This is a genomic window from Desertivirga brevis (assembly GCF_017355835.1).
In genome coordinates this window covers 36734-61408 of the sequence record NZ_JAFEWF010000005.1, presented here as the reverse complement: position 1 = coordinate 61408, position 24675 = coordinate 36734, and the positions used below count along the sequence as shown (strand labels likewise).

Annotated in this window: 14 protein-coding genes; 8 read left to right on the top strand and 6 right to left on the bottom strand. The window is 40.6% G+C overall.

The window, feature by feature from the left end; genetic code table 11:
- Positions 1-4 precede the first annotated feature (4 nt).
- The 5 genes from J4N25_RS13210 to J4N25_RS13190 form a co-directional block, all read right to left on the bottom strand.
- Positions 5-3118 (bottom strand): SusC/RagA family TonB-linked outer membrane protein, encoded by a 3114-nt coding sequence (locus J4N25_RS13210; RefSeq protein ID WP_207420117.1) that lies wholly within the window; start codon positions 3116-3118, stop codon positions 5-7.
- A gap of 316 nt (positions 3119-3434) precedes the next feature.
- Positions 3435-4973, bottom strand: a complete 1539-nt coding sequence (locus J4N25_RS13205) for a glycoside hydrolase family 5 protein (RefSeq protein WP_207420116.1) — start codon at positions 4971-4973, stop codon at positions 3435-3437.
- Positions 4974-5165: 192 nt separating this feature from the next.
- A complete protein-coding gene (locus tag J4N25_RS13200) occupies positions 5166-9308 on the bottom strand; it encodes a hybrid sensor histidine kinase/response regulator transcription factor (protein WP_207420115.1) in 4143 nt (1380 codons plus the stop codon).
- 480 nt (positions 9309-9788) lie between these two features.
- Entirely contained in the window at positions 9789-10436 is a 648-nt protein-coding gene (locus J4N25_RS13195) for an LURP-one-related family protein (protein WP_207420114.1), read from the bottom strand.
- A gap of 441 nt (positions 10437-10877) precedes the next feature.
- Complete coding sequence (locus J4N25_RS13190) at positions 10878-11927, bottom strand: helix-turn-helix domain-containing protein (RefSeq protein WP_207420113.1); 1050 nt, start codon at positions 11925-11927, stop codon at positions 10878-10880.
- 387 nt (positions 11928-12314) lie between these two features.
- Here J4N25_RS13190 and J4N25_RS13185 point away from each other — a divergent pair, with 387 nt between their 5' ends.
- The 4 genes from J4N25_RS13185 to J4N25_RS13170 all read left to right on the top strand — a co-directional run bounded on the left by J4N25_RS13185 (position 12315) and on the right by J4N25_RS13170 (position 17485).
- Positions 12315-13472 (top strand): zinc-dependent alcohol dehydrogenase, encoded by a 1158-nt coding sequence (locus J4N25_RS13185; protein WP_207420112.1) that lies wholly within the window; start codon positions 12315-12317, stop codon positions 13470-13472.
- A gap of 24 nt (positions 13473-13496) precedes the next feature.
- A complete protein-coding gene (locus J4N25_RS13180; RefSeq protein ID WP_207420111.1) occupies positions 13497-14723 on the top strand; it encodes a PQQ-dependent sugar dehydrogenase in 1227 nt (408 codons plus the stop codon).
- A gap of 403 nt (positions 14724-15126) precedes the next feature.
- Complete coding sequence (locus J4N25_RS13175) at positions 15127-16992, top strand: hypothetical protein (protein ID WP_207420110.1); 1866 nt, start codon at positions 15127-15129, stop codon at positions 16990-16992.
- The gene (locus J4N25_RS13170; RefSeq protein ID WP_207420109.1) at positions 16982-17485 is read left to right on the top strand and encodes a hypothetical protein; all 504 of its coding nucleotides are present in this window, start codon (positions 16982-16984) and stop codon (positions 17483-17485) included. Before J4N25_RS13175 ends, J4N25_RS13170 begins: the two co-directional genes overlap by 11 nt.
- Here J4N25_RS13170 and J4N25_RS13165 read toward each other — a convergent pair.
- Positions 17418-17792 (bottom strand): SpoIIAA family protein, encoded by a 375-nt coding sequence (locus tag J4N25_RS13165; RefSeq protein WP_207420108.1) that lies wholly within the window; start codon positions 17790-17792, stop codon positions 17418-17420. The two genes, J4N25_RS13170 and J4N25_RS13165, sit on opposite strands and share 68 nt — an antisense overlap.
- Before the next feature lie 158 nt (positions 17793-17950).
- Between J4N25_RS13165 and J4N25_RS13160 the strand changes: the two genes are divergently transcribed.
- The 4 genes from J4N25_RS13160 to J4N25_RS13145 all read left to right on the top strand — a co-directional run bounded on the left by J4N25_RS13160 (position 17951) and on the right by J4N25_RS13145 (position 24654).
- Positions 17951-19594: a tetratricopeptide repeat protein gene (locus J4N25_RS13160; RefSeq protein ID WP_207420107.1), complete on the top strand. Its 1644-nt coding sequence runs from the start codon at positions 17951-17953 to the stop codon at positions 19592-19594.
- 204 nt (positions 19595-19798) lie between these two features.
- Positions 19799-22507, top strand: coding sequence for a TonB-dependent receptor (locus J4N25_RS13155; RefSeq protein WP_207420106.1), 2709 nt, complete (start codon positions 19799-19801; stop codon positions 22505-22507).
- 20 nt (positions 22508-22527) lie between these two features.
- Positions 22528-23556 carry a hypothetical protein gene (locus tag J4N25_RS13150; RefSeq protein WP_207420105.1) on the top strand — a complete coding sequence of 343 codons (1029 nt, stop codon included), beginning with the start codon at positions 22528-22530 and terminating at the stop codon, positions 23554-23556.
- A gap of 21 nt (positions 23557-23577) precedes the next feature.
- Complete coding sequence (locus J4N25_RS13145; protein WP_207420104.1) at positions 23578-24654, top strand: phytase; 1077 nt, start codon at positions 23578-23580, stop codon at positions 24652-24654.
- The last annotated feature ends 21 nt before the right edge of the window (positions 24655-24675 follow it).

Below are 24675 nucleotides of genomic sequence, written 5' to 3'. Positions count from 1 at the left end.
ATAATCAAAATTGAAGGTTAACCCCTACGTTGTAAATTCGGGATGATGGATAAATTGATTGTCTGGAGAACTCGGTATTGTAGGTATTAATCTGCTCGGGATCAAGATACATTTTGAATTTAGTCCAGGTGTGCAGGTTTTGCCCGTTAACAAACAGTCTCGCAGAACTTAGTTTAACAGGTTGTATCCACCTCTTAGGCAGCGTCCAGGCAAACTCTACGTTCCTTAGTTTTAAATAGGAGGCGTTCTGAAGAATGAAATCATTTAGCTGGTAATTGTAATAGCCATTACCACGGAAATGTAATGCGGGCCATGTTGCTGTGGCTTTGGTAGCTTCCGTCCAACGGTTCAGCTGATGCTCATACATCTGAAAACCGTTATTCTGCTCAGTCAGAATTACATCTGAACTTACATTTGCAACGCCCTGGAACATTACCGACAGCGACAAACCTTTCCAGGATACATTTGGAGTTATGCTGTAATTATACTCAGGGACATTAGAATATCCGATAGGTACACGGTCTTCCTGATCGATTTTATTATCCGCATTCATATCGCGATATCTTAAATCTCCCGGAATCGGCCTTACTCCCCCGATAGGCGTTATTTTGGTCATATATTCATTCACCTCCTGAACACTATTGAAAAATCCCTCGGTGATGTAGCCACGATATTGGTTAATGCGCTGACCAGTGTTCTTAAGGTTGTCTGGAGTATTGGAAGGGTCATCAGCATACTCGTATCTATTTCTGGCGAAAGATAGCTGAGAGCTGATACCGTAACCCAAATTTCCAGAGCGATCATTAAAGCTTAGTTCAACTTCATATCCTTTGTTATAAACTTTATTGATATTGATAGCCGGATAATCTTCTCCGAATGTAAGGATACCGCTTCCTTGAGATGAGCTTCTCTGGAAAAGTATTCCGGACCTGGTTTCGTCGAAAATATCGGCTGTTAAGGAAACCCTGTTTCTCCAAAAACGCCCTTCAAAACCAAAGTTACGTTTAGTACCGGTCTCCCACTCTACCCCTGGATTTCCAAGTTGAGCCAGGTTAACAGTGCGGGTGGAGGTAATTTGACCAGGGTAGCCGAAACCAATACCACCTGCAGTAGTTTCATAACGGGTAAGAAACAGGAAGCGGTTATTGCCAATGTTATCATTCCCAACCTTACCGTAGGATCCTCTGAACTTTAGGTAATCAACCCATTTTTGATCTTTAAAGAAATCCTCCTTTGATATAGTCCAACCTGCAGAATAAGCCGGGAAGAAACCATATTTTTTGGAACCGGCGAACTGCTCTGAACCATTATAGCCAAGGTTAAACTCCAGATAATATTTCTCTGCATAATTATAGGTTGTCCTTGACACTATACCCTGCATCGCAAAGGGTGCTGCATCGGTAGCCCCATCGCGGTCGGTCCTGTTCAACTGCCTTACCCCCTGTAGCATACTACCGACATTGTGCCTGCCGAAGCTATGTGAGTAATTGAAACCCAGTTGGATATTAGTATTTACGTTACCACTGAAATCAGCAAGTAGTGAGCCAGGAGGCTCATCGTTTATACGAGTGCCATTAGAGTTAAGCGAGATCTGGCCGTTTTGCCGGTTATAGAGATATTCTGCCCAGGTAGCATTGCGTCGCGTTGTTCCGTTGAAATAAGAATCATAAGAAAATAACCCTTTGAACGCCAATCCGGGTAACAACTTATCCAGTTTGTAATTCAGGTTAAATACACTTTCGATAGCATTATTTTCGTCTTCACGATATCCCCAACGAGTTAATACCGCCAGCGGGTTCCACACATTTGTACCTACGTCGGTATTACCTGCAATAAGGCCTCCCGGCAATTCAGGAGCATAAGCAAATGACGGTGTTTGTAATATGCGGGAGATGATGCCCTGAAGGTGGTCGTAACTAAAGGTACCACTGGATGCCCGTTGCCCGGCAGGTTGATACCGCTTACCTAAGCGGCCTCCCAACCTTACTCCAACCGTAAGGTCTTTAGTGAAATTAAAGTCGACATTGGATCGAAAGTTATACCTGTTGTAAGAAGGAGCTGTTTTGTAACCGTAAGGCGATTTAAGATCGCGAAAAATACCATCTTCAAAAAGATATCCTACTGAAGCAAAATACTTTATAAGACTTGTACCTCCACTTACGTTCAGGTTATGCTGTGTCTGAGGATAATATTTCCTTGTAACATAATCAAACCAGTTAACATCAGGGTAGGCATAAGGATCTGAGCCATCCTGAAACTTGGCTAGTTCCACATCGGTCCAGCGTGGCGCTTGCCCATCATTGGCCATTGCCTCGTTCATCAAACGGGCATTATCATAGGAGTTAAGTTGCTTAGGTATAGCGGTATACGTTTGAATACTTACATTAGAACTATAAGAAATCTTTGGAGGGCCAGCCTTACCTGCTTTGGTGGTTACAATAACCACTCCATTTGCTCCTCTGATACCATAAAGCGCTGTAGCTGATGCGTCCTTTAGTGTAGATATCGACTCGATCTCATTGGGATCAATGTCGCCAAATGAAGACCTTTCTACCCCGTCGACAAAAATCAGTGCAGAGGAGTTAGACGGAGTGGCTACCCCTCTGATCCTGATATCTGCAGCATTTAATCCCGGCTGCCCATTCCGTTGAATAACGGTTACGCCCGGTAAGCGACCAGCAAGACTATTAGTGACGTTAGATGTTGGTGACTTTAGTATTTCCTCGCCTTTAACAGTAGAGATAGCAGCAGTTAAGCTGGATTTTTTCTGTGTACCGTAAGCCACAACTACAACCTCCTGAAGGTCTTTACTTGTAGTTTGAAGGGCAACATTAATAGTACTCTTTCCGGCTACTGGCATCTCGCGCGTTTCGAATCCAACGAAGCTAAATACAAGAACAGCATTTGCGTTGGGAACACTGATACTATACTTCCCATTAATATCACTTGCTGTGCTGGTGTTACTGCCTTTTACTTTAATGCTTACTGCAGGTAAAGTTTCACCCTTAGTGTCTGTTACAAGTCCGGTTACTCTGAGCGTTTGAGCAAAGGTAGTTCCGGCCACAGAACTGAAGATCAAAATGAGTAGAGTAATGGATCTCTTGTAAAAAAATTCCATGTTAATAATTGATTAGACCTTAAAAAAATTCAGTTTTTAATGCTTAGGAAATTTCTTAAGACGTGACCTGTGCGACATAGTGACGTCTGATTCCTTCTGGTGTGATCGGTTGAAATTTGTTCATACTTCGTTCATATTGGTTGGACAAATATGTACTGCAACCGGGGGAAACAGGGGTGCCTGGATTCCCAAAATAGGGGTAAAAACGTCCTGATGATTGTTCCGGGGCTTTTTTCATCTGAATACTGGTATAGTTCTATCCAAAAAGGCGTCTGTTTCAGACGCCTTCCTCAAACCATATCTTGTTATTTAATTCTTATTGAACAGTGTAGTTGAATTTTTCCCAGCCCCCAATACTGGAAGAAGTTGTAGTCATTACCGAGGTTCCATTTGCGGAAGTAACGAACTTCTGGTTGTTGCCCATCAAGGCCATCTGATTACCTCCAAGATAAACCACCCAGAATTCTTCCGTTGCACCTACTGAAGTACGGTTGCAATTCATCCCTGTAGTAGCGCCATTCTCCGAAGAGGTGTAGAAACCGGAGCTTTTAAGTGCTACTTTGCCGTTTCCCCGGTCTTCAATAAGGAACTCTTCAGAATTGCCTATTGTCGTTGAATTGCACCACATCGGTGCACTTCCACTTTTGCCGTCTACAAACTTTGAGTTATTTCCAAGCAGAATTACTGTTTTGCCAAGTAAAGATTCGGCCATCATATGCGGAACGATAAAATTCACGAAATTATAAGAGCTTCCTGATCCGGAAATAAGTGAGAACCACCCTCTGTCATCCCAAACAGTGGGAGCCATATCATGAGAAAGCATGGTTGTACGCATAGTGCGGTAATACTCCCTTACCTGCCATGAATCTCTCTGGGATACTGTTGCACTTACTCTCCCCGCACCAAATTCTCCATAATTTACCGGGATACCTAAAGCACCTGCATGGCTGGCGGTAGTATTAATGTCATTAATGAAAGCTTGTCTGCCTGGATAGTTGGAATTACTTCCCTCCTGCCCGCAAAAGTTCCATGGATCATAGGAATGAACGTGAGCAGCTAAATAGAGATCGTTACCTGCGCCTGGAAGACCGGCTTTGGCAGGATAAACATCGTCCAGCTGCCCATCATTTGCCTGTCCATTCGGCGAAATCATAATCACTCTTGTAGCATTATTCCCTCCGGTTGCCCGGATTGCATCGTAACCCACTTTATTGATCTGTCGTGTTAGATTTATAGCTGTACTATTGGTAGGTAAAGTTGATGTTCCCCATTGCCCGAACTTACCTTCAGGTTCATTGAGCACCTCAAACATCAACTTGTCTGACTTATTTTTGAAGTAATTCGCAATGCCCGTCCATAAAGTTGTAAACTTTGTATTATAATTTGAAGAGCCATCGTAACTGTCTTTAAGCCAATGTTCGTGATGAGCATTGATCACTACATACATCCCCTTGCCGAGTGCATAATCCACTACTGAATTTAATTGAGCCAACCGCGTGTGATTGGTATTAAGATTTCCGTTGGCATCAGCTAGCCTGCTGGTAAATTCATCCATCCAGGTTATAGGAATACGCATATGCCTCATGCCGGCATTATAATAAAGGTCGATTATAGGCTTAATGTTATTGGGATCAGTAGAATGGCTTGGTTTATCAAAAGTGTTCCCAAGATTAAACCCTGTTCCCATATTATCTATAGCAGTGAGCGCCGTTATAGCGGAGACTTTACTACCGCTTGAGTTCTTCGAAGAATCAGTTAAATCTTCTGGGATCGCTGTCTGTGGCTTTTTACAGGATAAGCTAACAGCCGCAAGAATAGCGGCAGCTACAACAGCTGCGAGGTTGTTTTTTCTCATGAAATTTAGTTTATATGGTTAATTATTTAGTTTGAGCAATGCTTTTGATCTTCTTCAAATCTTAGTACCTGCTGTTAGGCAGATACACAATCACAGATCTTCAGTTAAGAACAGTACAAAAAAGCATTTAACTAAAGCAGGAGGAAGGGTTCAGATTTCCGCTTTTAGGGGTAGAAAAATATTTTTGGGGTATTAACCTTCTTCGGGACTAAACTGCTGAATATACTCGGAGGGTGATAAGTTATATTGTTTCTTAAACTCCTTGCTGAAATACTTACGATCATTAAATCCTACAGAGTAGGCTACTTCTGCAATTCCAATTTTATTTTGCTGGAGGAGCATAGCTGCGCGCTTTAGCCGGATAGATTTGATAAAATCGCCTATGGAAATACCGGTAAGAGCTTGTACTTTTTTGTAGAGAACAGTTTTACTCATTCCTATTTCATCTACCAGGTCGGCGACTCCGAATTCTGCGCTTTCCATATTCTTCTCCACTATTTCCATCAATCTTTGAAGGAATTTTTCTTCAGGTGATTCTACTGTAAAATTTTGCGGCTGAAGTATAAGCTGTGAGGAGTATTTGAGACGTAAAGCATCCTTCGATGCCAGTATATTACGTACTTGTAATTGCAGGATCTGTACTGAAAATGGTTTGGTTATATAAGCGTCAGCACCCTTATCAAAGCCATGAACCTGATGAATATAAGCTGTACGCGCAGTAAGCAATAACACAGGAATGTGACTTGTACGTTCGTCATTTTTTACTCTGCGGCAAAAGTCAAGACCATCCATTTTCGGCATCATAACGTCACTAACAATAAGATCAGGAATATTCTCAAATGCAGCAGAAAGTCCCTCCACACCATCAGCACTTTCAAGGATATGATATTGTGAATTAAGTGCATCTTTGATAAACTGTCTTACATCTTCATTATCCTCTACTACCAGCACTGTATGCCGTTTTTCAACTGGTACTTTCACATCATCTTCAATCCATTCTGTTATCGCCGATTGTACCTGATACAAATCTGCATTATCACTATTCATATAGGCGGGAACAAGTACTTCGTTCTCAAGGTGTTCTTTCCCAATTAGAAGTGTAACAGTAAAGCTTGTTTCGCCGGGCTTATCATTTTGCTGAAGACGACTTTTAACCTTTATGGAGCCTTTATGAAGTTCCATTATACTTTTAGACAGGGCAAGTCCTATGCCTGTTCCAATGCTAAAGTCGCGGCCTTCTACCTGGAAAAAGTTTTCGAAAAGCTTCTCATGAAACTCTTCAGGAATACCCTTTCCATTATCAGAAATAATGATATTCACCCATTCCCTTTCAACTTCTTTATGAACCTCCAGCTTTACGGTAATTTTCCCATTATCTGGTGTAAATTTAAAGGCGTTTGACAAAATATTGAATAACACCTTTTCCAACTGATCTTTATCAAAATAAACCTTGATAGGCTTGTCGATTGGGATAAGCATATAATGAATATTACGGGTGGCCGCCAAGCCTTTGAAAGACAAGAATATTTCTGCAACAAATTTCTGAATATCACACTCACTGAACTGCAGTTTCATATTGCCCGACTCTGCTTTTCTAAAGTCAAGTAGCTCGTTCACCAGGCGCATCAGTCTCTCGGCATTATTTCTTACAATATTCAGCTGGTTAAAAATCGAAGGACTATTCCTTAAACTTCCTAATGCCTTTTCAAGTGGGCCAACGATAAGCGTTAAGGGAGTCCTGATTTCGTGAGAGATATTCGTAAAAAAATCGAGCTTCTGCTGGTATAGCTCCTTCTGACGCTCGTTTTCGCGATGTTCAAAATAAAGGTTCCGCTCCAGATCCGAGCGGATTTTAAGGAACCGCAGGATTACGGTGGCAACAATCGTAATTGTTATCAGGTAAAGTAGATAAGCCCACCATGTACGCCACAAAGGCGGCAATACTTTTATTTTCAGGACGGTGGGTTCATTATTCCAAATTCCGTCGTTATTGGCGGCCTTTACCTTGAAGGTATAGGTCCCTGGCTCCAGATTGGTGTAATTTGCAGTATTATTTGTACCCGAATAATTCCAGTCATCATTTCTTTTTAATCCTTCCAACTTATAGGCATAGCGATTATTAGCTGGATTTACATAATTCAAAGCAGCAAAGCGAAGGGTTATAAAGCCCTGGTCGTACTCTAATGTAATATCAGAAGTTTCGGATATTGAATGCTCAAGAACTTGATTCTCGTCACCGATGTTTACCTTCTTATTTTTAATTAGAAGATCAGTAAGGACCACTAAAGGTTTGTAATTATTTTTGAGGATCTTTTCGGGATGAAAGGATGTTAGTCCGTTAATACCCCCAAAAAACAGCTTCCCATCTTTTGTTTTAATTGCCGCGTTGGTCAGAAATTGATTACTTGCTAATCCATCATTTGCGGTATACTGAGTTACCTCAACATTCTTCCTGGAAAAGGGCACGACAAACTTATTGAAGTGTATTTTAAATAAGCCATCATCGGTACTCACCCAGATATTCTTTGAATTATCTTCTATAATTGAATGGACGACATTATCACTTAAACCAAGGCCTTGATTGATGGAATAAAAAGACTCTGAGGCTGGGTCGAAGTAATTTAATCCGCCGCCTTCCGTCCCAATCCATAAGCGTTGATTTCGATCACGAAATAGACAAAGGACAGTACTATGACTAAGAGAGCGCTCCTTCGCTTTCCGGTAACGGCGAGTGAACTTTTGCTGCCTCACATCAAAATAACTTAATCCACCTTGGGTACCAACCCATAAATTCCCTTTAGCGTCTTTTAATAGTGCAGTTACAAAGTTATCTGCGATGGAGTACCTGTCTTCGGATTTCTGAAAGGTTATTACAGTACCGTCGTGCGCTCTAAAACGTAAGCCCGAGCCGTTTGTACCGGCCCATACGCCCTCTCGGTCGGGCAAAACGAAATTAACAAGACTACCACTTAACTTAGCTCCCTCTACTGGAAATGAAAAATACTTCGTTTCCTTGCTTTCCTTATTGAATAAAGCCAATCCATCGAGAGTACCAACCCAAATGTTCCCTTTACCATCTTCTGCTAAAGTTTTGATATAATTGCTTGAGCGGTTCGGATACATTTTTATGGAATAGCTACGACTTTCTCCTTTCTTAGGATTAACATAGTTAAGGCCTCCGCTATGTGTTCCTGTCCAAAAACCTCCATCTCCTGACGGAATGATTGCATTAACTACACTATTGCTTAACCCGATACCTGGGCCTAATTTTTCTCCGATATTTTGAAAGTTTGCATTTAATGGATTGTAAATATTCAGCCCGCCGGCGAAAGTACCTACCCAGATACTTCCTGCATCATCGGCAAGAAAACTCCAGATAGTATTATCACTTAAACTCTTTGTGTTAAAAGGGCTATGATGGTGATTGCTGAATGTGTTCTTTAAAGGATCGAATATACTCAATCCTGCTCTGGTGCCTATCCAGATCTTATTATCCTGTAATGGAAGTAAACCTTTGATCCAGTTGGAGGCCAGGCCTACCCCCTGATCGCTTTGCTGGTATTGAATAAGAGATCTACCTTCTTTATCGTATTTAAAGAGCCCCGAGCTTTCCGTTCCGAACCACATATTTCCGCTCTTGTCTTGAGTGATGACGAGGACTTTCGCGTTAGACAACGCTTCATTTTTCCTTAGAACTTCTGGCAGCATAAGCACCTTCTTTGTTGCAGGATCAAACGTTTGTACCCCTTTTCTTGTACCTGCCCAAATTTGCTTTTGCTTACCCTTAAATAAGGTGAAAACGACCCCGGAATATAGATCCTTCTGAAAACGAAAAGATTCAACATCCGAAACGGTGAAACGAGTTGGGTCTGCTAGCTTTACTCCGCCAAAAGATCCTACCCAAATATTTCCCATTTCATCCCTTATAACCGAGGAAATGTAATTAGCGCCTCCTTTGACTTGCTTTTGGATTCCAACAGCTCTGAAAGTCTCGTTTCTTTTATCATAAATGTTTAAACCATGTGAGGTACCAACCCAAAGCCTTTCTTCATTGTCCTGGCAAATGGCGTTCACGCGGTTATTACTAAGACTGCTGCTGTCATTATCCTTGTGACTAAATGTTTTAAACTCATAGCCATCATAGCGGATCAATCCTTTCCAGTTACCAATCCAGATAAAACCTTTACTGTCTTTGAAAATAGTAGAAATAGGGCTTTGAGCGAGGCCCTCTCTAAAGGAGATATGTTTAAACTGAATGTCTTGTGAAAATCCTGCAAGGTTAGATAATAGTAGAAACAATACAGGACAAGCAAATAACTTAACAATCAGTCTCATCAAAATCGGCTCAACTTGGTCAGAAATGAAAGTCTAAATTAGTCGATTTCTTTGAATTAATATTAAGTAATTTCCAAATCAATTATGTGGGCAATTTTTAAAATTCACAACAATTAGGTTTCTTGTAAGAGCATTTCATTGAGACTTTACGTAAATGGAAGAAGCTCAAAATACCGGAGGACGCAATTGGCGTGGTAGTTTATTTTAATACTCCAGAGAAAGCAAGTTTACAAATTTCATAGCATTACCTTAATTTTGAGCTAATAATGACCATCCATATTTGCATTACATAATCGTTCTTTTTATTAATGATCAGAAAGGGCATTCAGCCCTTTTTCAGTTTGCTTATTTTGTATGCAAGCTAATTTTAGTTGCCATCGAGACAATATACATAGCCAAATGCGTGTAACGCAATTTATTTAAGTTCAGGAAATATCAAGTTTGATTTCCTGAACTTTCCTGAGGAGGAAGCGTAATAATCTACCCTCTCCTTCTTTCCAACAAAACCATCATCATAAGACCAAGAATTATGCGTTCACTTTGAGCGGGCTCTAGATCTTCCAATTTATCCAACCTGAATTTCCTTCCGAAAAATGAAGATTCTTTGGATAGGCGGGCAACTAACACTCCTTTTTCATTAGCAACCGTGTACTTAGGATGAAAGAAATATCCTGTGAACAGTCCCAAAAATGGAACCTCCGAAAGTAGGGCATCAAAAACTTTAGCCCAGGGATTTTCCTCACGTACATTAAACTCAGAAACCTTGCTGGCATCAAATATTTGGTAACTGGCTTTCCATAGGGATTTCATACCTTTTCTCCCAACACTTCCTAATGGAATGTCATTTCCATCCGAAAAGGAATAGCTTGCATTAAAGTCAATCCACTTATCCGCGTTAATTTGGTAAAGTAGCTCGGTTTTGCTTTCATCAGAATAGATCATTATCGCGTCTTTGAATTTGAACATCTTTTGACGGACAAATGCAATTGTGCGGCCTGAAGCATCTGTGGCTATAAAATCATTGGCAAAGGTTCCTATCTTAAACTGGAATGAAACAGGGTACTCAATCTTTGAAATATTGATACTTGCACTGAATGGCTTGTGTAAGATTTGGTTATCGTCTATCATACATTATATTTTTAGCTAAATATATAAAGATTTCGATAAGAAAAACCTCCGGCTCATATCATTTCAGAAACTTCATGTGAAAGTATCCTTGAATTGAGGCGGAGGCATAGGTAGCTGCAGGGCTGCACGTCATAAGACTTATTGTCTTGACCCTTTTGTTTTTTTTAATTTTATGTTGAATTAGTTTGAGCGCATCGCTTTCACGGTAGATGTAAGCTTGCTTAATTCATGGTAGATATTTATTATATTATTATAAGTTAAAAGCATTAATTATTTTAAGAGAGACAAGTCCATAACAGGCATTTTAGTAAATTGTTTTAGATAGATTGTTCCCCTTGGTCACTGAACAAAGATGAAACAAAGGCAGCTCATGGCTTAGTTAGATAAGACATTTAAGTAGTTAGAAAAGACTTTATTTAACTATTGCCCTGAAGATCAACCTTAAAGATTAGAAGGATTGTATCCGTAATGCTTCTTAAACGCAGCCCGAAAGTTGCTTTGGTTGTCATATCCCATCATCAGAGCTACTTCCTTTACAGTGCGTCCTTCATTAAGAAGTTCTGTGGCAGCCTTCATTTGTTTATCCTGATAATACTGAAACATAGTAACGCCGTACGTGGCTTTGAAGATCGTTTTTAACTTTGTCGGACTTATACTTACAGCAGCGGCAATGGTATCTATTCCTGGAAACCGTTGCGTAACCGAATCGGTAATTAGTTTCTCTGCCTTCGCTAACAACCTCCTGTCTGCCTCGGTTGTAGTCATAGCATTAGAATAATTGCTTTTTGAAACTTTTGCAAGGAAACTTGCAATAAGCTGAAGACACACAATACTTAGCTGAATATTGCCAAGGCTTTCATTTTCCGAGCGCAAATAATTCAACAAATTGTTTGTAAGATTATTTCCTTCCGGAATGATATCGGCCCAAGTCTTAAATGTATTATTCGAATCAATAAACTTTTTAAAGCTGCTGAACTCGCTGTCTTTATCCCAGCGGATATTTTTTTTCAGCCATTCCTCATTGAAAGCGATGTTAATAAAAACACCGCTGTCTCCTGGATTGAAATAGCTATTTACTTCCGTACCCGGCTTAGAAATTGACCAACCTTGTTTTGGAATAGTGAGGCCATTTATTGTAATTCCCCTGGTCCTGCTACTATATCTGAAGTGATTAAGAAAATAGTAATCGCATCCCCCCTTATCTTTTAATGCTTTGGTTGCAACGTGTTTTTTAAACGTGATTTCCGATACTAAAACCCAGAGGCCGTCGGAAATTTTACGATAGTAAAAGGTTCCCTCTGAGAAGATACTCTTAGTTTGAATGGTGTTGTTAGATGGGTCGTGTTTTGTGAAAGGAACCCGCTTAAGGGACTCGATCATGAGCTCGGGAGAATTGGACAAATATGGTAATTCAAAATATCCATCCCGATAAAACAACAGATATTTTCTAAATTTTTTGAACCAGTTATTAATTCGCGTTTGAAAACTCATTAAAAATTGGATTGGTGAAGGTGACGAATAAATTGATCAGCATTTTCTTACTACGGGCTGAAATTATAAAGAATAAACGATGTTTAAACATTTGTTTGAGAAGAAAGCAAAAAAAGCAAAAAATCAGAAAAGCATTATGGTTCCAGTTAAGTGTAATAAAAAAGTTTCAATGTGTAGCTGGCCCTTCCCCAACAGGCCTTCTATTACCAGTGATTGTGAGTGAGACGATCTCATTATTTTCTTAAATCCAATTATATTAAAGCACATAGGATTCTTAATAAGAAGCCATACAATACTACCCTGCAACAAAGACCACAGATTAAAATTAATCAGAACTACACTGACTATCACCTGTTAAAGCATTACATCTAAAAGAAAAAATTTACTATGAAAGCAGCAGTATTTCACAAACCTGGAGATATCAGGGTTGAAACAGTCGACGACCCTCGTATTGAAGATCCGGGAGATGTGATCCTGAAAGTAACTTCCACGGCTATTTGTGGGTCTGATCTCCATATTTATGATGGTGGTATTCCGCAGGTTAAAGATATGATCGTGGGCCATGAGTTTATGGGCATTGTTGAAGAGGTGGGGTCAGCAGTAACACGTCTTAAAAAAGGAGATCGAGTGGTTGTTCCCTTCCCTATTGCCTGTGGTCAGTGCTTTTTTTGTACTCATGGGGCCTCTCCGCATTGCGAGAACTCAAATTATGAATATTACGGTCCTGAAGGAGACCTAATGGACGGAAAAGGCGGTGCCCTTTTTGGGTATACAGATTTGTATGGGGGTTATTCAGGTGGACAAGCCGAATACGTAAGAGTGCCATATGCTGATATTAGTCCCAGGATTGTTCCTGATAACATGACCGACGATCAAGTACTTTTCCTAACCGATATATTTCCTACTGGATGGTCTGCAATTGACTGGGCGCAAATGAAAGGCGGCGAAGTTGTTGCTATTTTCGGTTCTGGCCCGGTAGGATTAATGGCTCAGAAAGCAGCCTGGATTAAAGGAGCCAGCCGTGTAATTGCCATCGATCCTCTAAACTACCGGTTGGAAAAAGCCCGTGCAGTAAACAATGTAGAAACAATAAACCCTCATGATGTGGATCCTATCCAGGCTATTCGCGAAATGACCGGAGGCCGGGGCGCGGATGTTTGTGTAGACGCGGTAGGCTTTGAAGCTGAGCGTACCATCTTCGAGAAATTCAAAGCGACCATAAACTTTGAAAAAGGAACCAGCAAAGTAATTGAGAACTGCTTTAAAGCAGTAAGACGCGGAGGCACAGTTACTATAGTTGGTGTTTATGGAACTCCTTTTGACAATTTCCCAGTTCATCGGATGTTCGACAAGGGAATTAGCATAAAGCAGGGACAAGCACCGGTTCTGAACTATATTGACGAACTAATTGAATTGGTTAAAGAAGGAAAAGTTGTGCTTGACGATATTATTACCCACAAGCTACCTCTTAGTGAAGCATCTCATGCATATGACATCTTTAAAAAGAAAGAAGACGATTGCGTTAAGGTAGTATTGAACCCCTGATTACACTTTTAAAAAATATCTAACATGAAAACAAATTTAATCCGTGCATTCGGAGTGATACTCCTGCTTACAAGCGCGGTTTACAGCTGTAAAAAAGATGGCGACAGCTTCTGGGATACTATTGTTCCTGAAACAGAAGAAGAAACAACTTCAGCCCAGATTAGCGGTTATGTATTTCGTCCGGCCCTTGTTAAGGCGACTGCCGAAAACGTTAGTCGGCTGAAAGTACCGGCAGGCTTCAAAGTAGCCAAATTTGCCGAACAATTAGGTAAACCACGAATCCTTGTGGTTAATAGCAATGGCACAGTCTATGCCTCCGACCGTGAAGCTGGGCTTGTATTAATGCTAAAAGACAATAATAATGATGGTATTGCGGAGGTGAAACAGATTGTAGCAACCATAAAACAAGCGCATGGACTAGCAATACGTAATAACAAAATGTATATAGCTGCTGTAAGAGAAGTTTATACTGCAAATATCAATGCTGACGGAACTTTAGGGCAACCTCAAATGATCATCAGCAACCTTCCCGACGGAGGACAACATCCGAACCGTACCTTAGGATTCGGTCCCGATGGGATGATGTACATTACAGTCGGAAGTACTTGTAATTCCTGTGATGAGCCTAATGAAATGAATGCTACGATTGTAAGAGCTAATGCTGATGGCAGTAATATGAGCATTTATGCCAAGGGACTGAGAAATACCATTGGGTTTGGCTGGCACCCGGAAACTAATGAATTCTGGGGTATGGATCATGGTATTGATTGGTTAGGCGACAATGAACAGAAAGAGGAAGTTAACCTTATCAAGCAGAACGCATTCTATGGTTGGCCTTACATCTATGATGAAGGAAAGTATAATCCTGGTACTCAACCTCCTCCGGGAGATGCTACATTCCAACAGTATTTAGCCATGACCACTTTACCATCGCTTAGTTATGATGCTCACGCAGCTCCTATGCAAATGGTATTTTATACTTCATCTGCGTTTCCAGCAGAATACAGAAATGATGCATTTGTTACTATGAGGGGCTCGTGGAACAGAAGTAAACCTGTTGGATATAAAGTGGTGAGACTTCATTTTGAAAATGGAAAGCCGGTAAGGTTTGACGACTTCCTAACGGGCTTTCTTGTAGATAACAATCGTGCTCATTTTGGTAGACTGGTAGGACTAGCTGTTCACACAGATGGATCCTTGCTAGTGGGTGATGATACCAATGGCGTTATTTATAGAGTAAGCCGGCAATAAATCCTTAAAAGTAACAAGCCCCCGGTGCCCGGGGGCTTTTAGTGATTTCCTCTCTTTATCTGTTGGAGTTTATTCATAAAGCTAATAGAGTCTCCTCCCTAACCCTTTCCTTTATACCTTAGCAGGAACAGAAACTAATGCTTCCTTTAATTTCCGGATAAATACCTATTTCAAGACTTTCTTAAACTACATGAGAATAAGCGAGTTATAAGGCAAACACTTTATCTATGAAAACTATACCAAAAGCAGGCTTGCTTGATTTAACTCATTCTTTATCGAAAGATGGTTATCCCTTTATGTTGAAGCAGTGTAAAAGCCGCAGCTGGATATATTTAAGGTAGAGTTATTCAATAAAAGAGTATTAGGTGGTGTATTGAACAAGGAGTTTTGACACTCGATAACTATGAAAACAAAAAGTGAAAAGCTGTGGATGGGCCTGGGAATTGGAGCAATACTTGCCGGGCTTCTTGCTGTAGCTCTATGGCTTTTCTTTTCTACTGATAATCAGGATGTCCCCATTGCAAAAAAAATAAAACAGAGACTTATCGAAAAAACTTCGCCGAGAATTAAGGAAGCTTTAGAAGATAAGATCAAGGATATGGTGGTAGAAGCAAGCGACAGTCTTTACAGGATTAGTTACACCACGTTCAAAATAAATATGGATTCTGGGTATGTCGACCTTAAGGATCTAAGACTCATCCCAGATCAAAAGGTGCTCAAGCGCCTTATTGCTCAAAAAAAAGCCCCTAATAATGTCTCAAGCGTGGTAGTACCTGAAATGCGACTAAAAGGAATTGGGTTTACTGAAACAGATAAAGGACGCCATTTTGCAGTAAACAGTATTTATGCCCGAAATCCATCGGTTATAATAAACAATAGGATTCGTTCCTATAATAATAAACCCTCCGATCCATCAGCTTTATACAAGGCCTTCCGCCTGATTTTTAATAGGATGGCTGTCAAAAACATGACGATCAGCAGCCTGGACTTTAAATACAATAATCGCAACAGAGGCACAACGGATTATTTGAGAAACATGGATATAGTGATAAATGGCATGAAGACCAGCCCGGCCAAAAACGATATTGGAAAAGGAAGGACGAATATAACAATGGACTATTTCCGTTTGACCACGCCCGACAAATTTTACAACATCATTTCACACAATGTATCCTTGCTTCCCGCAAATAAAACTCTACTCATTGGCCATGTTTCAGTTATGCCACGATACAGTAAGGCGAGCTTCCATAGAGTAGCAGGTTTTGCAAAAGATCGCTATCATTGGGAATTTGATAGAATTACATGGACCGGAATTGATGTAGATCAGTTCATCAAAACACAACAATTGTTTGTTGACAAGCAAACCATAGCAAAGTCATGGATGGAGATTTATTCCAATTATAACTACCCGCTGAAAGAAAAGAACAGACGAAACGCCTATCCTCAGGAGAAGTTCCAGACTATTGCATTTGATCTTACTTTCCGTAAAACGAAGATAATAAAGGGAGATATTTATTACAGGATCCTTGCCCGGGAAACAGACAGTGTTTCGACGCTGGCTTTAACTCAAGCAACTACAGAAATAGATAATCTAACCAACCACAGCCTGACTAAAGAACGAAAACCAACAATACAAGTACATTCTAAAATGAAAGTTATGAATGCGGGGGTGATGGAATCATGGTATACATTTAATTTAAAAGACCCTGCTGCGGGCTTCACATCCTATTCAATTCTTGGCCCAATGGATGCCAGGGCTTTTAACATCTTGTCTAGACCTCTAGGTAAAATAGAGGTACGAAAAGGTCGTATTGATAAACTGGAGACTTACCTTAAAATGAATGAGTACACAGGCACTGGGGTAGTTAACTTTTATTATTCGGATATGAAGATTGCTTTTTTAGAAAAGGACAGAGGTAAGGATACTCTTGATAAAAAAGGCTTTCTATCCTTTGTGTCTAATGCCGTACTACCTAACGATAATCCCCGAAAAAATGGAGAGTTTAAAAAAGGGATTGTTAACGTGAAGCGTGAAGCCTGGCAATCGTTCTTCAAAATTCAGTTTGATGCTACTGTTGATGGGTTGTCTTCGGCGATGATGGGCGTATACCAGAAAGATAAAGGTGCAGACAAAAACATACTGCTTAAGGCTGCAAAAGCAATAGCCGGGCCGGATCGTGAGGATAAGGAGACTCGCAGGAAAGAACGGAAGGAAAAACGAGAGGAACGCAAAAAAGAACGATTGAATAAGGAGGCAGATGAAAATTAGAAGGACCTTATTAACCAGTACAGTCGCAACATCTATAATGACTGCTTTTAGTTACCTTATTTCATCTCTGAAAAAGGAAAACTACCGGGAACCAGAGTTGCTGGCTGGAATTGTAGACCATTTGGTGGTGAAGGATAAGCGCCAGCAAAGGCTAACAGCAGATGGGTGGCTAATTCATTATACCATGGGAGCCGTGTGGTCGCCAATTCAGCTTTACGTTCTAAAACATAAGGACACAAAAGCAAATTACGTGCATGCTGCTGCCTTTGGTGTATTCGGCGGAATTACTGGTTCTATAATTTGGGAGTTATCTTTCCGTGCAGCATGTTATCGACCAAAAATTAACAAGAGGGCTTTCTACCTGCACCTTGTGCTGGCACATGTGGTTTACAGTATTTCTTTATGGAAACTACGAAGCAGAGAAGTTAAACCTCCGCCGGACCAGAAACCCATTCTTTTGCCTTATCAAATTCAGACAAAGGATAACTTTTAATAACTCCAGGAACAAGAAGGCTTAAAGTTTCATAAGCAGTCCTAAGCCATTTTTCGTCGCTAACAATTGCCATCCTCTTCCACTTACTAAAGTGTTGAAAGCTAATCTTAAGGTACTCTAGAAATGCACCAATACTGTAGTTGTCCATATCGGTTTCAAGAAGCACTATGAAATTTAACTTTCCATATTTTTCGGCCACCTCATTAACGCGTGACATCACTATGCTTTCGTACTCTTCTTTACTAACTGATCCTACTGCTCTGTAAGCAGCTACATGATCTGGAAAATCCATCAATAATTCAACCATAGTAGCGTTTTAAGTTACGTGATTATTTATCCCCACTGCCCTTCTTCTTAATACAGATTATAGAATCCCTTGTTTTGAATAAACACCAGCTAACACTAGCATAATCTTTATTTAACCTCCAGGCTATACTTTTGTGCTTCCATGATGAAGCATTCACAATGAGTTTAAGTCGCCTTAACAAATCCATTTTCTATCTTATTGCATTTTGCTTGCTGCCGGCATCCTTGGTCTTCGGGCAAGGACGGTATGACAAGAAACTTCAACAAACTCAGATGCTGATCAATCAGAGTCCTGATGTTGCATACCTTAAAATTAAAAGTCTGTTACAGGAGGCTTTGAACAAAGACGACACTTACACCGTCGGGGCGTGCTACAGGCAAATCGGCGAAATCTTTTACCATCAAGCCGCATTTTCCCAGGCGCTGGATAACTATTACAAAGCCGACGCTCTTTTTAGAAAGAAAAAATATGACCGGGAAACTGCAGAGAATCTCAATAAGATCGGTAACACCTATTATTACACCCACCAATACGATGTAGCATTAAAGATATTCAAAGAGGCTCTCGATATTTATAACCGGATCAGGGATAAGATAGGAATTGCTGAATCTATGGGTCTTATTGGACAAGCATATGAGAAAAGCGGGGATCATAATAGGGCATTTGATTTTCAAAACAAGGCCTTAGAACAATATAAGAAAGCACAGGCACAGGCTGGAATTGCCAAGATACACGAAAATATAGGGAGTCTCTACGAGGATAAAATGCGACTCGATTCGGCCCTGAAGCATTTTAAGCTCGCTTTGCTATATAACAGTAATCAAGGTGATAAAATGGCCCAGATAGAGGTTTTGAATAACCTGGGTGACGTTTACCGTAAAAGCGCCGATTACCGTCAGGCCTTACTTTACACCCACAAAGCTGCAGATCTAGCTACAAGGATGAAAGAACACTATCAGTTGGCAAGCGCTTATCGAGATCTTTCAAAAACCTACAACCTAATGGGTAGGAATGATAGCGCCTATTATTATAGTGACGCGGGAAGAGAGATATACCAAACGATTTTTTCAGAGGACAATAAAAATCAACAGATGGTTCTTCAGACCTTATTCGAAATAGAACAGAAGGACAATGCAATAGCACAATTCCAGAACGACAAGCAACTGAACCTCCTTATCATCTTTTCCACTATCCTGATCTCCATATTATTAGTTTGCCTTGGTATAAGTGTGATTAGCAGGCAGCGACTGAAGATTAAAAATGAACAACAACTTAATGAACAGAACCGGGTGTTATACGAAAGTCAGAAGAAGTCGCTTGAGTTTGATCTTCGAAGTAAGCACCTTAAGGAAGAAAGTCTTAAAGGCGAGTTGGAACTAAAGAGCAAAGAACTTACCAGTCACACGCTGCACCTTATTAAAAAGAACCAACTGCTTGATGAGTTAAAGGACAAACTTAACGCGATGATCAAGGATGACAAGAGGGATCAACGCAAAGAATTAAAACAGGTGATCAATCTGATTAACCAGAATAACAACCAGGATAAGAACTGGGAAGATTTCAGGATCGTTTTCGAGCGTGTACATGAGAACTTCTTCGATCGGCTAAAAAAACATTCCAACGCTCTTACATCCTCTGATTATCGTTTGGTGGCCCTTCTTAAAATGAATCTTAACTCTGCAGACATTGCAACAATGCTTGGAATATCGCAAGACAGCCTTAGAATTGCTCGTTACCGTTTGCGGAAAAAGTTAAACCTTGAGGAAGGAGAAAACCTAAGTGCCTTCCTTCAGAACCTCTAAACATTAAAGCTAACACATGGTTAACAAAAGGATAATGGCAAAAGAAAACACCATAACACTCTGTCTTTCAATAGAAAGAAAGACAAAAACACGTGTTTGTTGCCTTCCTGTTAACGCACTTCGAGGCCTTGTTTCCTTTTTGTAACGCCTGAAAATTGCCAGGAAAATAGAGCTACCTAATCTTTGCTGCACAATTAAAATCATATGTACTTCAAATCATTTTTAATTTCTGTTCCAATCTTAATGCTGGGTTCTTTGGCAATGGCCCAACGTGGCGTAGTTAAAGGAAGAATAACAGAACGCGAAAGTATGCATCCCCTTGCTGGTGCTACTGTTGTGCTTAGTGGCAGCAATCAGGGAACAACTAGTAACCTTCGTGGAGAATATGAACTGTTCACCACTTCCGGAACCGTTAGCTTATCTATTCGCTATCTTGGGTACCGTGACACGACTATCCAGGTTCAATTGAAGGATAAGGAAGTTAAGGTAGTTAATATCTCCCTGGCCAATCTACAGCATCAATTAAGAAACGTGGCTGTGAATGGGTACACACAAGGACAAGCAAAGGCCCTCAACCAACAAAAAAATGCCGACAACATTAAAAATATTGTAGCTGCAGATCAGATTGGGCGTTTCCCTGATCCTAATGCAGCTGAAGCTCTACAACGTGTTCCTGGAATAACACTCGAAAGAGATCAGGGGGAAGGCCGCTACGTTGCTGTTCGCGGTCTGGCACCTCAATTCACTAATACCAGTATCAACGGGGAACAAATTCCTTCTCCTGAGGCCGATGTTCGCTTCGTTGCTTTGGATGCGATCCCTTCAGACCAATTAGCTTCGGTAGAGGTATCAAAAGCCTTAACACCGGATATGGACGGAGATGCCATAGGAGGCTCAATCAACCTTATTACCCGCTCTGCACAAACAAGCAAACCAGAAATAGTAGGTTCGATAGGTAGTGGGTATAATAACCTGATGCAAAAAGGTAACCTGCAGGGGCAATTACAGTACGGGCAGCGTCTTGGAAAGAATCAGAAGTTCGGTGTAATGGTGAATGGTAATTATTATCATAACGACCTTGGTTCAGACAACGTAGAGAGGGCAATTGCAGATAACGAGGTGGAGCTAAGAGATTATGAATTGACGCGTACCCGGCTGGGTTTAAGCTCTACGCTCGACTATAAATTCAATAACAAACATGAAATATATTTCAAATCGCTTTATTCTCGCTTTACTGACAGGGAGTGGCGTAGAAGATATGTGTTCATTCCTGAAGATGAGGAAATTGAAAAGCTTACAAAAGATCGTTTTGAAGCTCAATCTGTTGCCTCACTAAATGCAGGTGCTAAGCATACTTTCAGCCGTTTCTTTTTGGACTATGAGGCACAATACAGCTATGGTGAACAACATACCCCTTACGACAACGAAGCATCTTTTGTGGCTGGTATCCCAAGCAACTTAAGCTTTACAAATCCCAGGTATCCCAGTATTGTTGCGGCAAACTATACAGATAATTCATCCTACGAATTTGACGAGATCGGCTTCGGAAATACCCTTGCAAAGGATAAAAATCTTACTGCAAAATTTAACTTCGGCCTCCCCTACAAGTTGAATGAAAGTACAGGACTAATTAAGTTTGGAGCCAAGATCAGGTCAAAATCAAAAAGTTATAGGATCAAACAAAATACCTTTGGCAATTTGGGGGGAGTTCCTAATCTTGATGCATTTACTGGAGATCCGGTTAAAGACGAGTTTCTTTCAGGAAAATACGATCTTGGACGTCCTCTTGCCATTAATTCCCTGATAAATTATTACAATGCTAATCCGGCAAATTTTGAACTTGAAATAGAAGACAAGGCAATTGATGAAGCTCTGGAAGCTTTCTCTGCAGAAGAAGATGTAACGGCGGCCTATTTTATGGCAAGGCAGCAGATCAAAAAGCTGATGGTACTTGCCGGTGTTCGTTACGAACAAACCAGGGTAAGATATAATTCAAGCGATGTATTGATTGATGAGGCAGGCGATCTTGAGGATATCGTACCAGTATCGGGAAAAAGCAATTATGACTTCTTGCTTCCGCAGTTTCACTTGAAATACGAGTTAAATAAGTTCAGTAACCTGCGTGCTGCCCTTACTTGGTCATATGCCCGACCTAATTTCTCTGAGATCATTCCTTCTCAGGAGATCAACCGCGAAGATAGGATTGCAAATGTTGGTAATGCCGCACTAAAACCAGTGGGTGCAGTTAATTATGATCTTATGGCTGAGCACTACTTTGGATCTGTAGGGATAGTATCAGCGGGGGTATTCCACAAGTCGTTAAACGATTTTATTTATCGCAAAGTATTGTTCAATTCTCCCTATCCACTAACAGGAACACCATCGATCTCTGCAATTGATATTATACAAGCGCAAAATGGTAACAAAGCCAAGCTTACCGGATTTGAATTGGCTTTCCAAAGGAGGCTTAATTTTGTTCCCGCATTAAAAGATTTCAGCGTATACCTGAACTATACCTATACTAACTCTAAAGCTACTATTCAGAGTCGCAGCGCTAATGCTGAATCGGCTAATGTTACAGAAGAAATACGCCTACCCGGTCAAGCCGAAAGTGTAGGGAATGGATCTTTAGCATACGAGCGAAAGAAGCTTAACCTACGTGCTTCTATTAACCTGAATGGTAGTAGGTTGTCGGAGGTTGGCGGAACAAAAAATGAAGATATCTATGTAAAAAGCAGGATACAAGTGGATGCTAGTGCGAGTTATGCGTTTACCAGACAAATACGCCTTTTTGGTGAATTCCTAAACCTTACCAATGCACCATTTGAAATGTATCAGGGGAATAAATCCCAACTAATTCAAAGAGAATACTACTCCTACTGGTCGCGTTTTGGCGTGAAGTTTAATTTCTAACCCTATCCTATTAATTTAAAATGAAAAAGATCAATTATCTGGCATGCGCCATGTTGTTGGCATGTTCAGCCTGTGATAAACAAAACGACAATCTTGTTAGTCCCCTTGTGGAAGGCGACTTTCCTCAGATCCTTTTACTTTCGGACGAGGGGGATGGAGGTCTTGAAGACGAAGATAAATTCAGCTTTAAAATAACCTTGGCTGACCGTGTAGACCCCGATCGCGAAGAGTTAGGCGGAAAAGTAATTCCGTTGAAAGAAGATGTAACTGTATCTTTCGAGGTTACCGACTTAAAGGGTTTTAATACCCTCTCCTCTTATATTAAGGATGCAAAAGCTTTTTATGAGATAGACGACTGTACAACCTCTGAAGATCAGGATATTGACCTTAAACTTGTTTTTGATAAGAACACGGGAAAAGGCAGTGTAACCTTCCCCGCCGGAGTAGAGGAAATAGAAGTTGAGTTTGAAACAGACGAGGAACTTTTCGACGACAAAGTTTTTAACACTAATTCACGAGGCTTAGAAATCAAATTAAGCGGTTTAAAGGCTGGAAATGAGAAAGTAGTGGTTAATACCTCTAATACTTTTGAATATAAAGTACTGGATGATGAAGGTATTTATGGTGGATATGAGCTGGACATTAAAGACCCGGCAGAGTTTCAAAAATTCCTAAGCCTTTTCGGGCTGGTTAACGAAGATATTCGCAAGCTATCAGTAAACGATGTTAAGGAAATTGAGATCGAATTTGAATACGGCGAGCTGAAAGCTGTTGTGGTACTAAAGGAAACTGAAGAAGTTGACGATTGCGGCGAGAAAGAAATTAAAAATAAAGAAATTGAAATAGAGGCCGACCTTGAGGAAATTGAAGATGATAAACTGGAGGGCGACCTTGAACTTGAGGGTGAAGTGGAACAGGAGAATGGCCAGGAAAAAGAGTTTAGCTACAAAGGCTCATTCAAATTGGTAGGGAAAGTCCTTACTCTTACCCTTAAGGGCGAATACGATGACATAGAAACCGAAGAAGTAAGCCTCAAACTTGAAAAGTAGCAAGGAATAATCCATTAAAGAATGTTCGATTTAAAACCATATAAAATATCAGCGGCTGCATTGACTCTTGCTTTTTTCACGTCCTGTTCAAACGGAAAGCTTGGACAGAGCCCTGTTAGCCCCCCTACATCATCCCAGGTAATAAAGCCATTATATATAACAGAACCAGTTGAGTTCGATACCGACGACCCGGCAATATGGGTAAATTCAAAAAAGCCTGGCGAATCGCTGGTAATAGGAACCGATAAAAATGAAAACGGTGGCCTGTATGTGTTTGATCTTAAGGGTAAAATTGTTCCGGAAAAAACGGTAAAAGGTTTAAAAAGACCTAACAACGTCGACATTGCTTACGGTTTAAAGCTTGGAAACAGGAAGGTAGATATAGCAGTCGCGACCGAAAGAATGACCCATAATCTTCGCATCTTCTCTCTGCCCGACATGCAGCCGGTGGATAACGGAGGCATACCAGTCTTTGTTAATGAAAGCGAACCAGAATACAGAGACCTTATGGGTATTGCCCTATATAAAAATGCCTTTGGTAAAATCTATGCGATTGTTGGTAGGAAGACGGGGCCAAAAGACGGCTATCTGTGGCAATACTTGCTGGAAGACGACGGCAAAGGACAGGTGAAAGCCATATTGGTACGAAAGTTTGGTAAATATAGTGGTAAAAAAGAAATAGAAGCTATTGCGGTAGATAATGAACTAGGCTATGTATACTATTCAGACGAGCAGTTCGGTATTAGAAAGTATTTTGCTGACCCCAACAAAGGTAATGAGGAACTTGCTCTTTTTGGTACTGAGGGATATCGGGAAGATAATGAAGGTATCAGTATTTATAAAACCTCGAAAAGAAAAGGCTATATACTGGTATCAGATCAAAGCGCTAATGAATTCAAGGTTTATAGCCGGGAAGGTAGTGGCGGTAAGCATACTCATACGTTATTAAAATCCATTAAGGTATCTACCCTTTCAAGCGACGGATCGGATGTTGTGGCCGTACGGCTTAATGAAGATTTCAAACACGGATTGTTTGTGGCTATGAGTGATGATAAAACGTTTCAATTTTACAGGTGGGAAGATTTTGGGCTGAAGTAACTTAGAGGACGCCATAGCGAA

What these genes read in the sequence shown, in the direction of transcription:
- J4N25_RS13210 (WP_207420117.1), bottom strand. Translation starts at nt 3,118, where the DNA reads ATGGAATTTTTTTACAAGAGATCCATTACTCTACTCATTTTGATCTTC.
- J4N25_RS13205 (WP_207420116.1), bottom strand. Translation starts at nt 4,973, where the DNA reads ATGAGAAAAAACAACCTCGCAGCTGTTGTAGCTGCCGCTATTCTTGCG.
- J4N25_RS13200 (WP_207420115.1), bottom strand. Translation starts at nt 9,308, where the DNA reads ATGAGACTGATTGTTAAGTTATTTGCTTGTCCTGTATTGTTTCTACTA.
- J4N25_RS13195 (WP_207420114.1), bottom strand. Translation starts at nt 10,436, where the DNA reads ATGATAGACGATAACCAAATCTTACACAAGCCATTCAGTGCAAGTATC.
- J4N25_RS13190 (WP_207420113.1), bottom strand. Translation starts at nt 11,927, where the DNA reads ATGAGTTTTCAAACGCGAATTAATAACTGGTTCAAAAAATTTAGAAAA.
- J4N25_RS13185 (WP_207420112.1), top strand. Translation starts at nt 12,315, where the DNA reads ATGAAAGCAGCAGTATTTCACAAACCTGGAGATATCAGGGTTGAAACA.
- J4N25_RS13180 (WP_207420111.1), top strand. Translation starts at nt 13,497, where the DNA reads ATGAAAACAAATTTAATCCGTGCATTCGGAGTGATACTCCTGCTTACA.
- J4N25_RS13175 (WP_207420110.1), top strand. Translation starts at nt 15,127, where the DNA reads ATGAAAACAAAAAGTGAAAAGCTGTGGATGGGCCTGGGAATTGGAGCA.
- J4N25_RS13170 (WP_207420109.1), top strand. Translation starts at nt 16,982, where the DNA reads ATGAAAATTAGAAGGACCTTATTAACCAGTACAGTCGCAACATCTATA.
- J4N25_RS13165 (WP_207420108.1), bottom strand. Translation starts at nt 17,792, where the DNA reads ATGGTTGAATTATTGATGGATTTTCCAGATCATGTAGCTGCTTACAGA.
- J4N25_RS13160 (WP_207420107.1), top strand. Translation starts at nt 17,951, where the DNA reads ATGAGTTTAAGTCGCCTTAACAAATCCATTTTCTATCTTATTGCATTT.
- J4N25_RS13155 (WP_207420106.1), top strand. Translation starts at nt 19,799, where the DNA reads ATGTACTTCAAATCATTTTTAATTTCTGTTCCAATCTTAATGCTGGGT.
- J4N25_RS13150 (WP_207420105.1), top strand. Translation starts at nt 22,528, where the DNA reads ATGAAAAAGATCAATTATCTGGCATGCGCCATGTTGTTGGCATGTTCA.
- J4N25_RS13145 (WP_207420104.1), top strand. Translation starts at nt 23,578, where the DNA reads ATGTTCGATTTAAAACCATATAAAATATCAGCGGCTGCATTGACTCTT.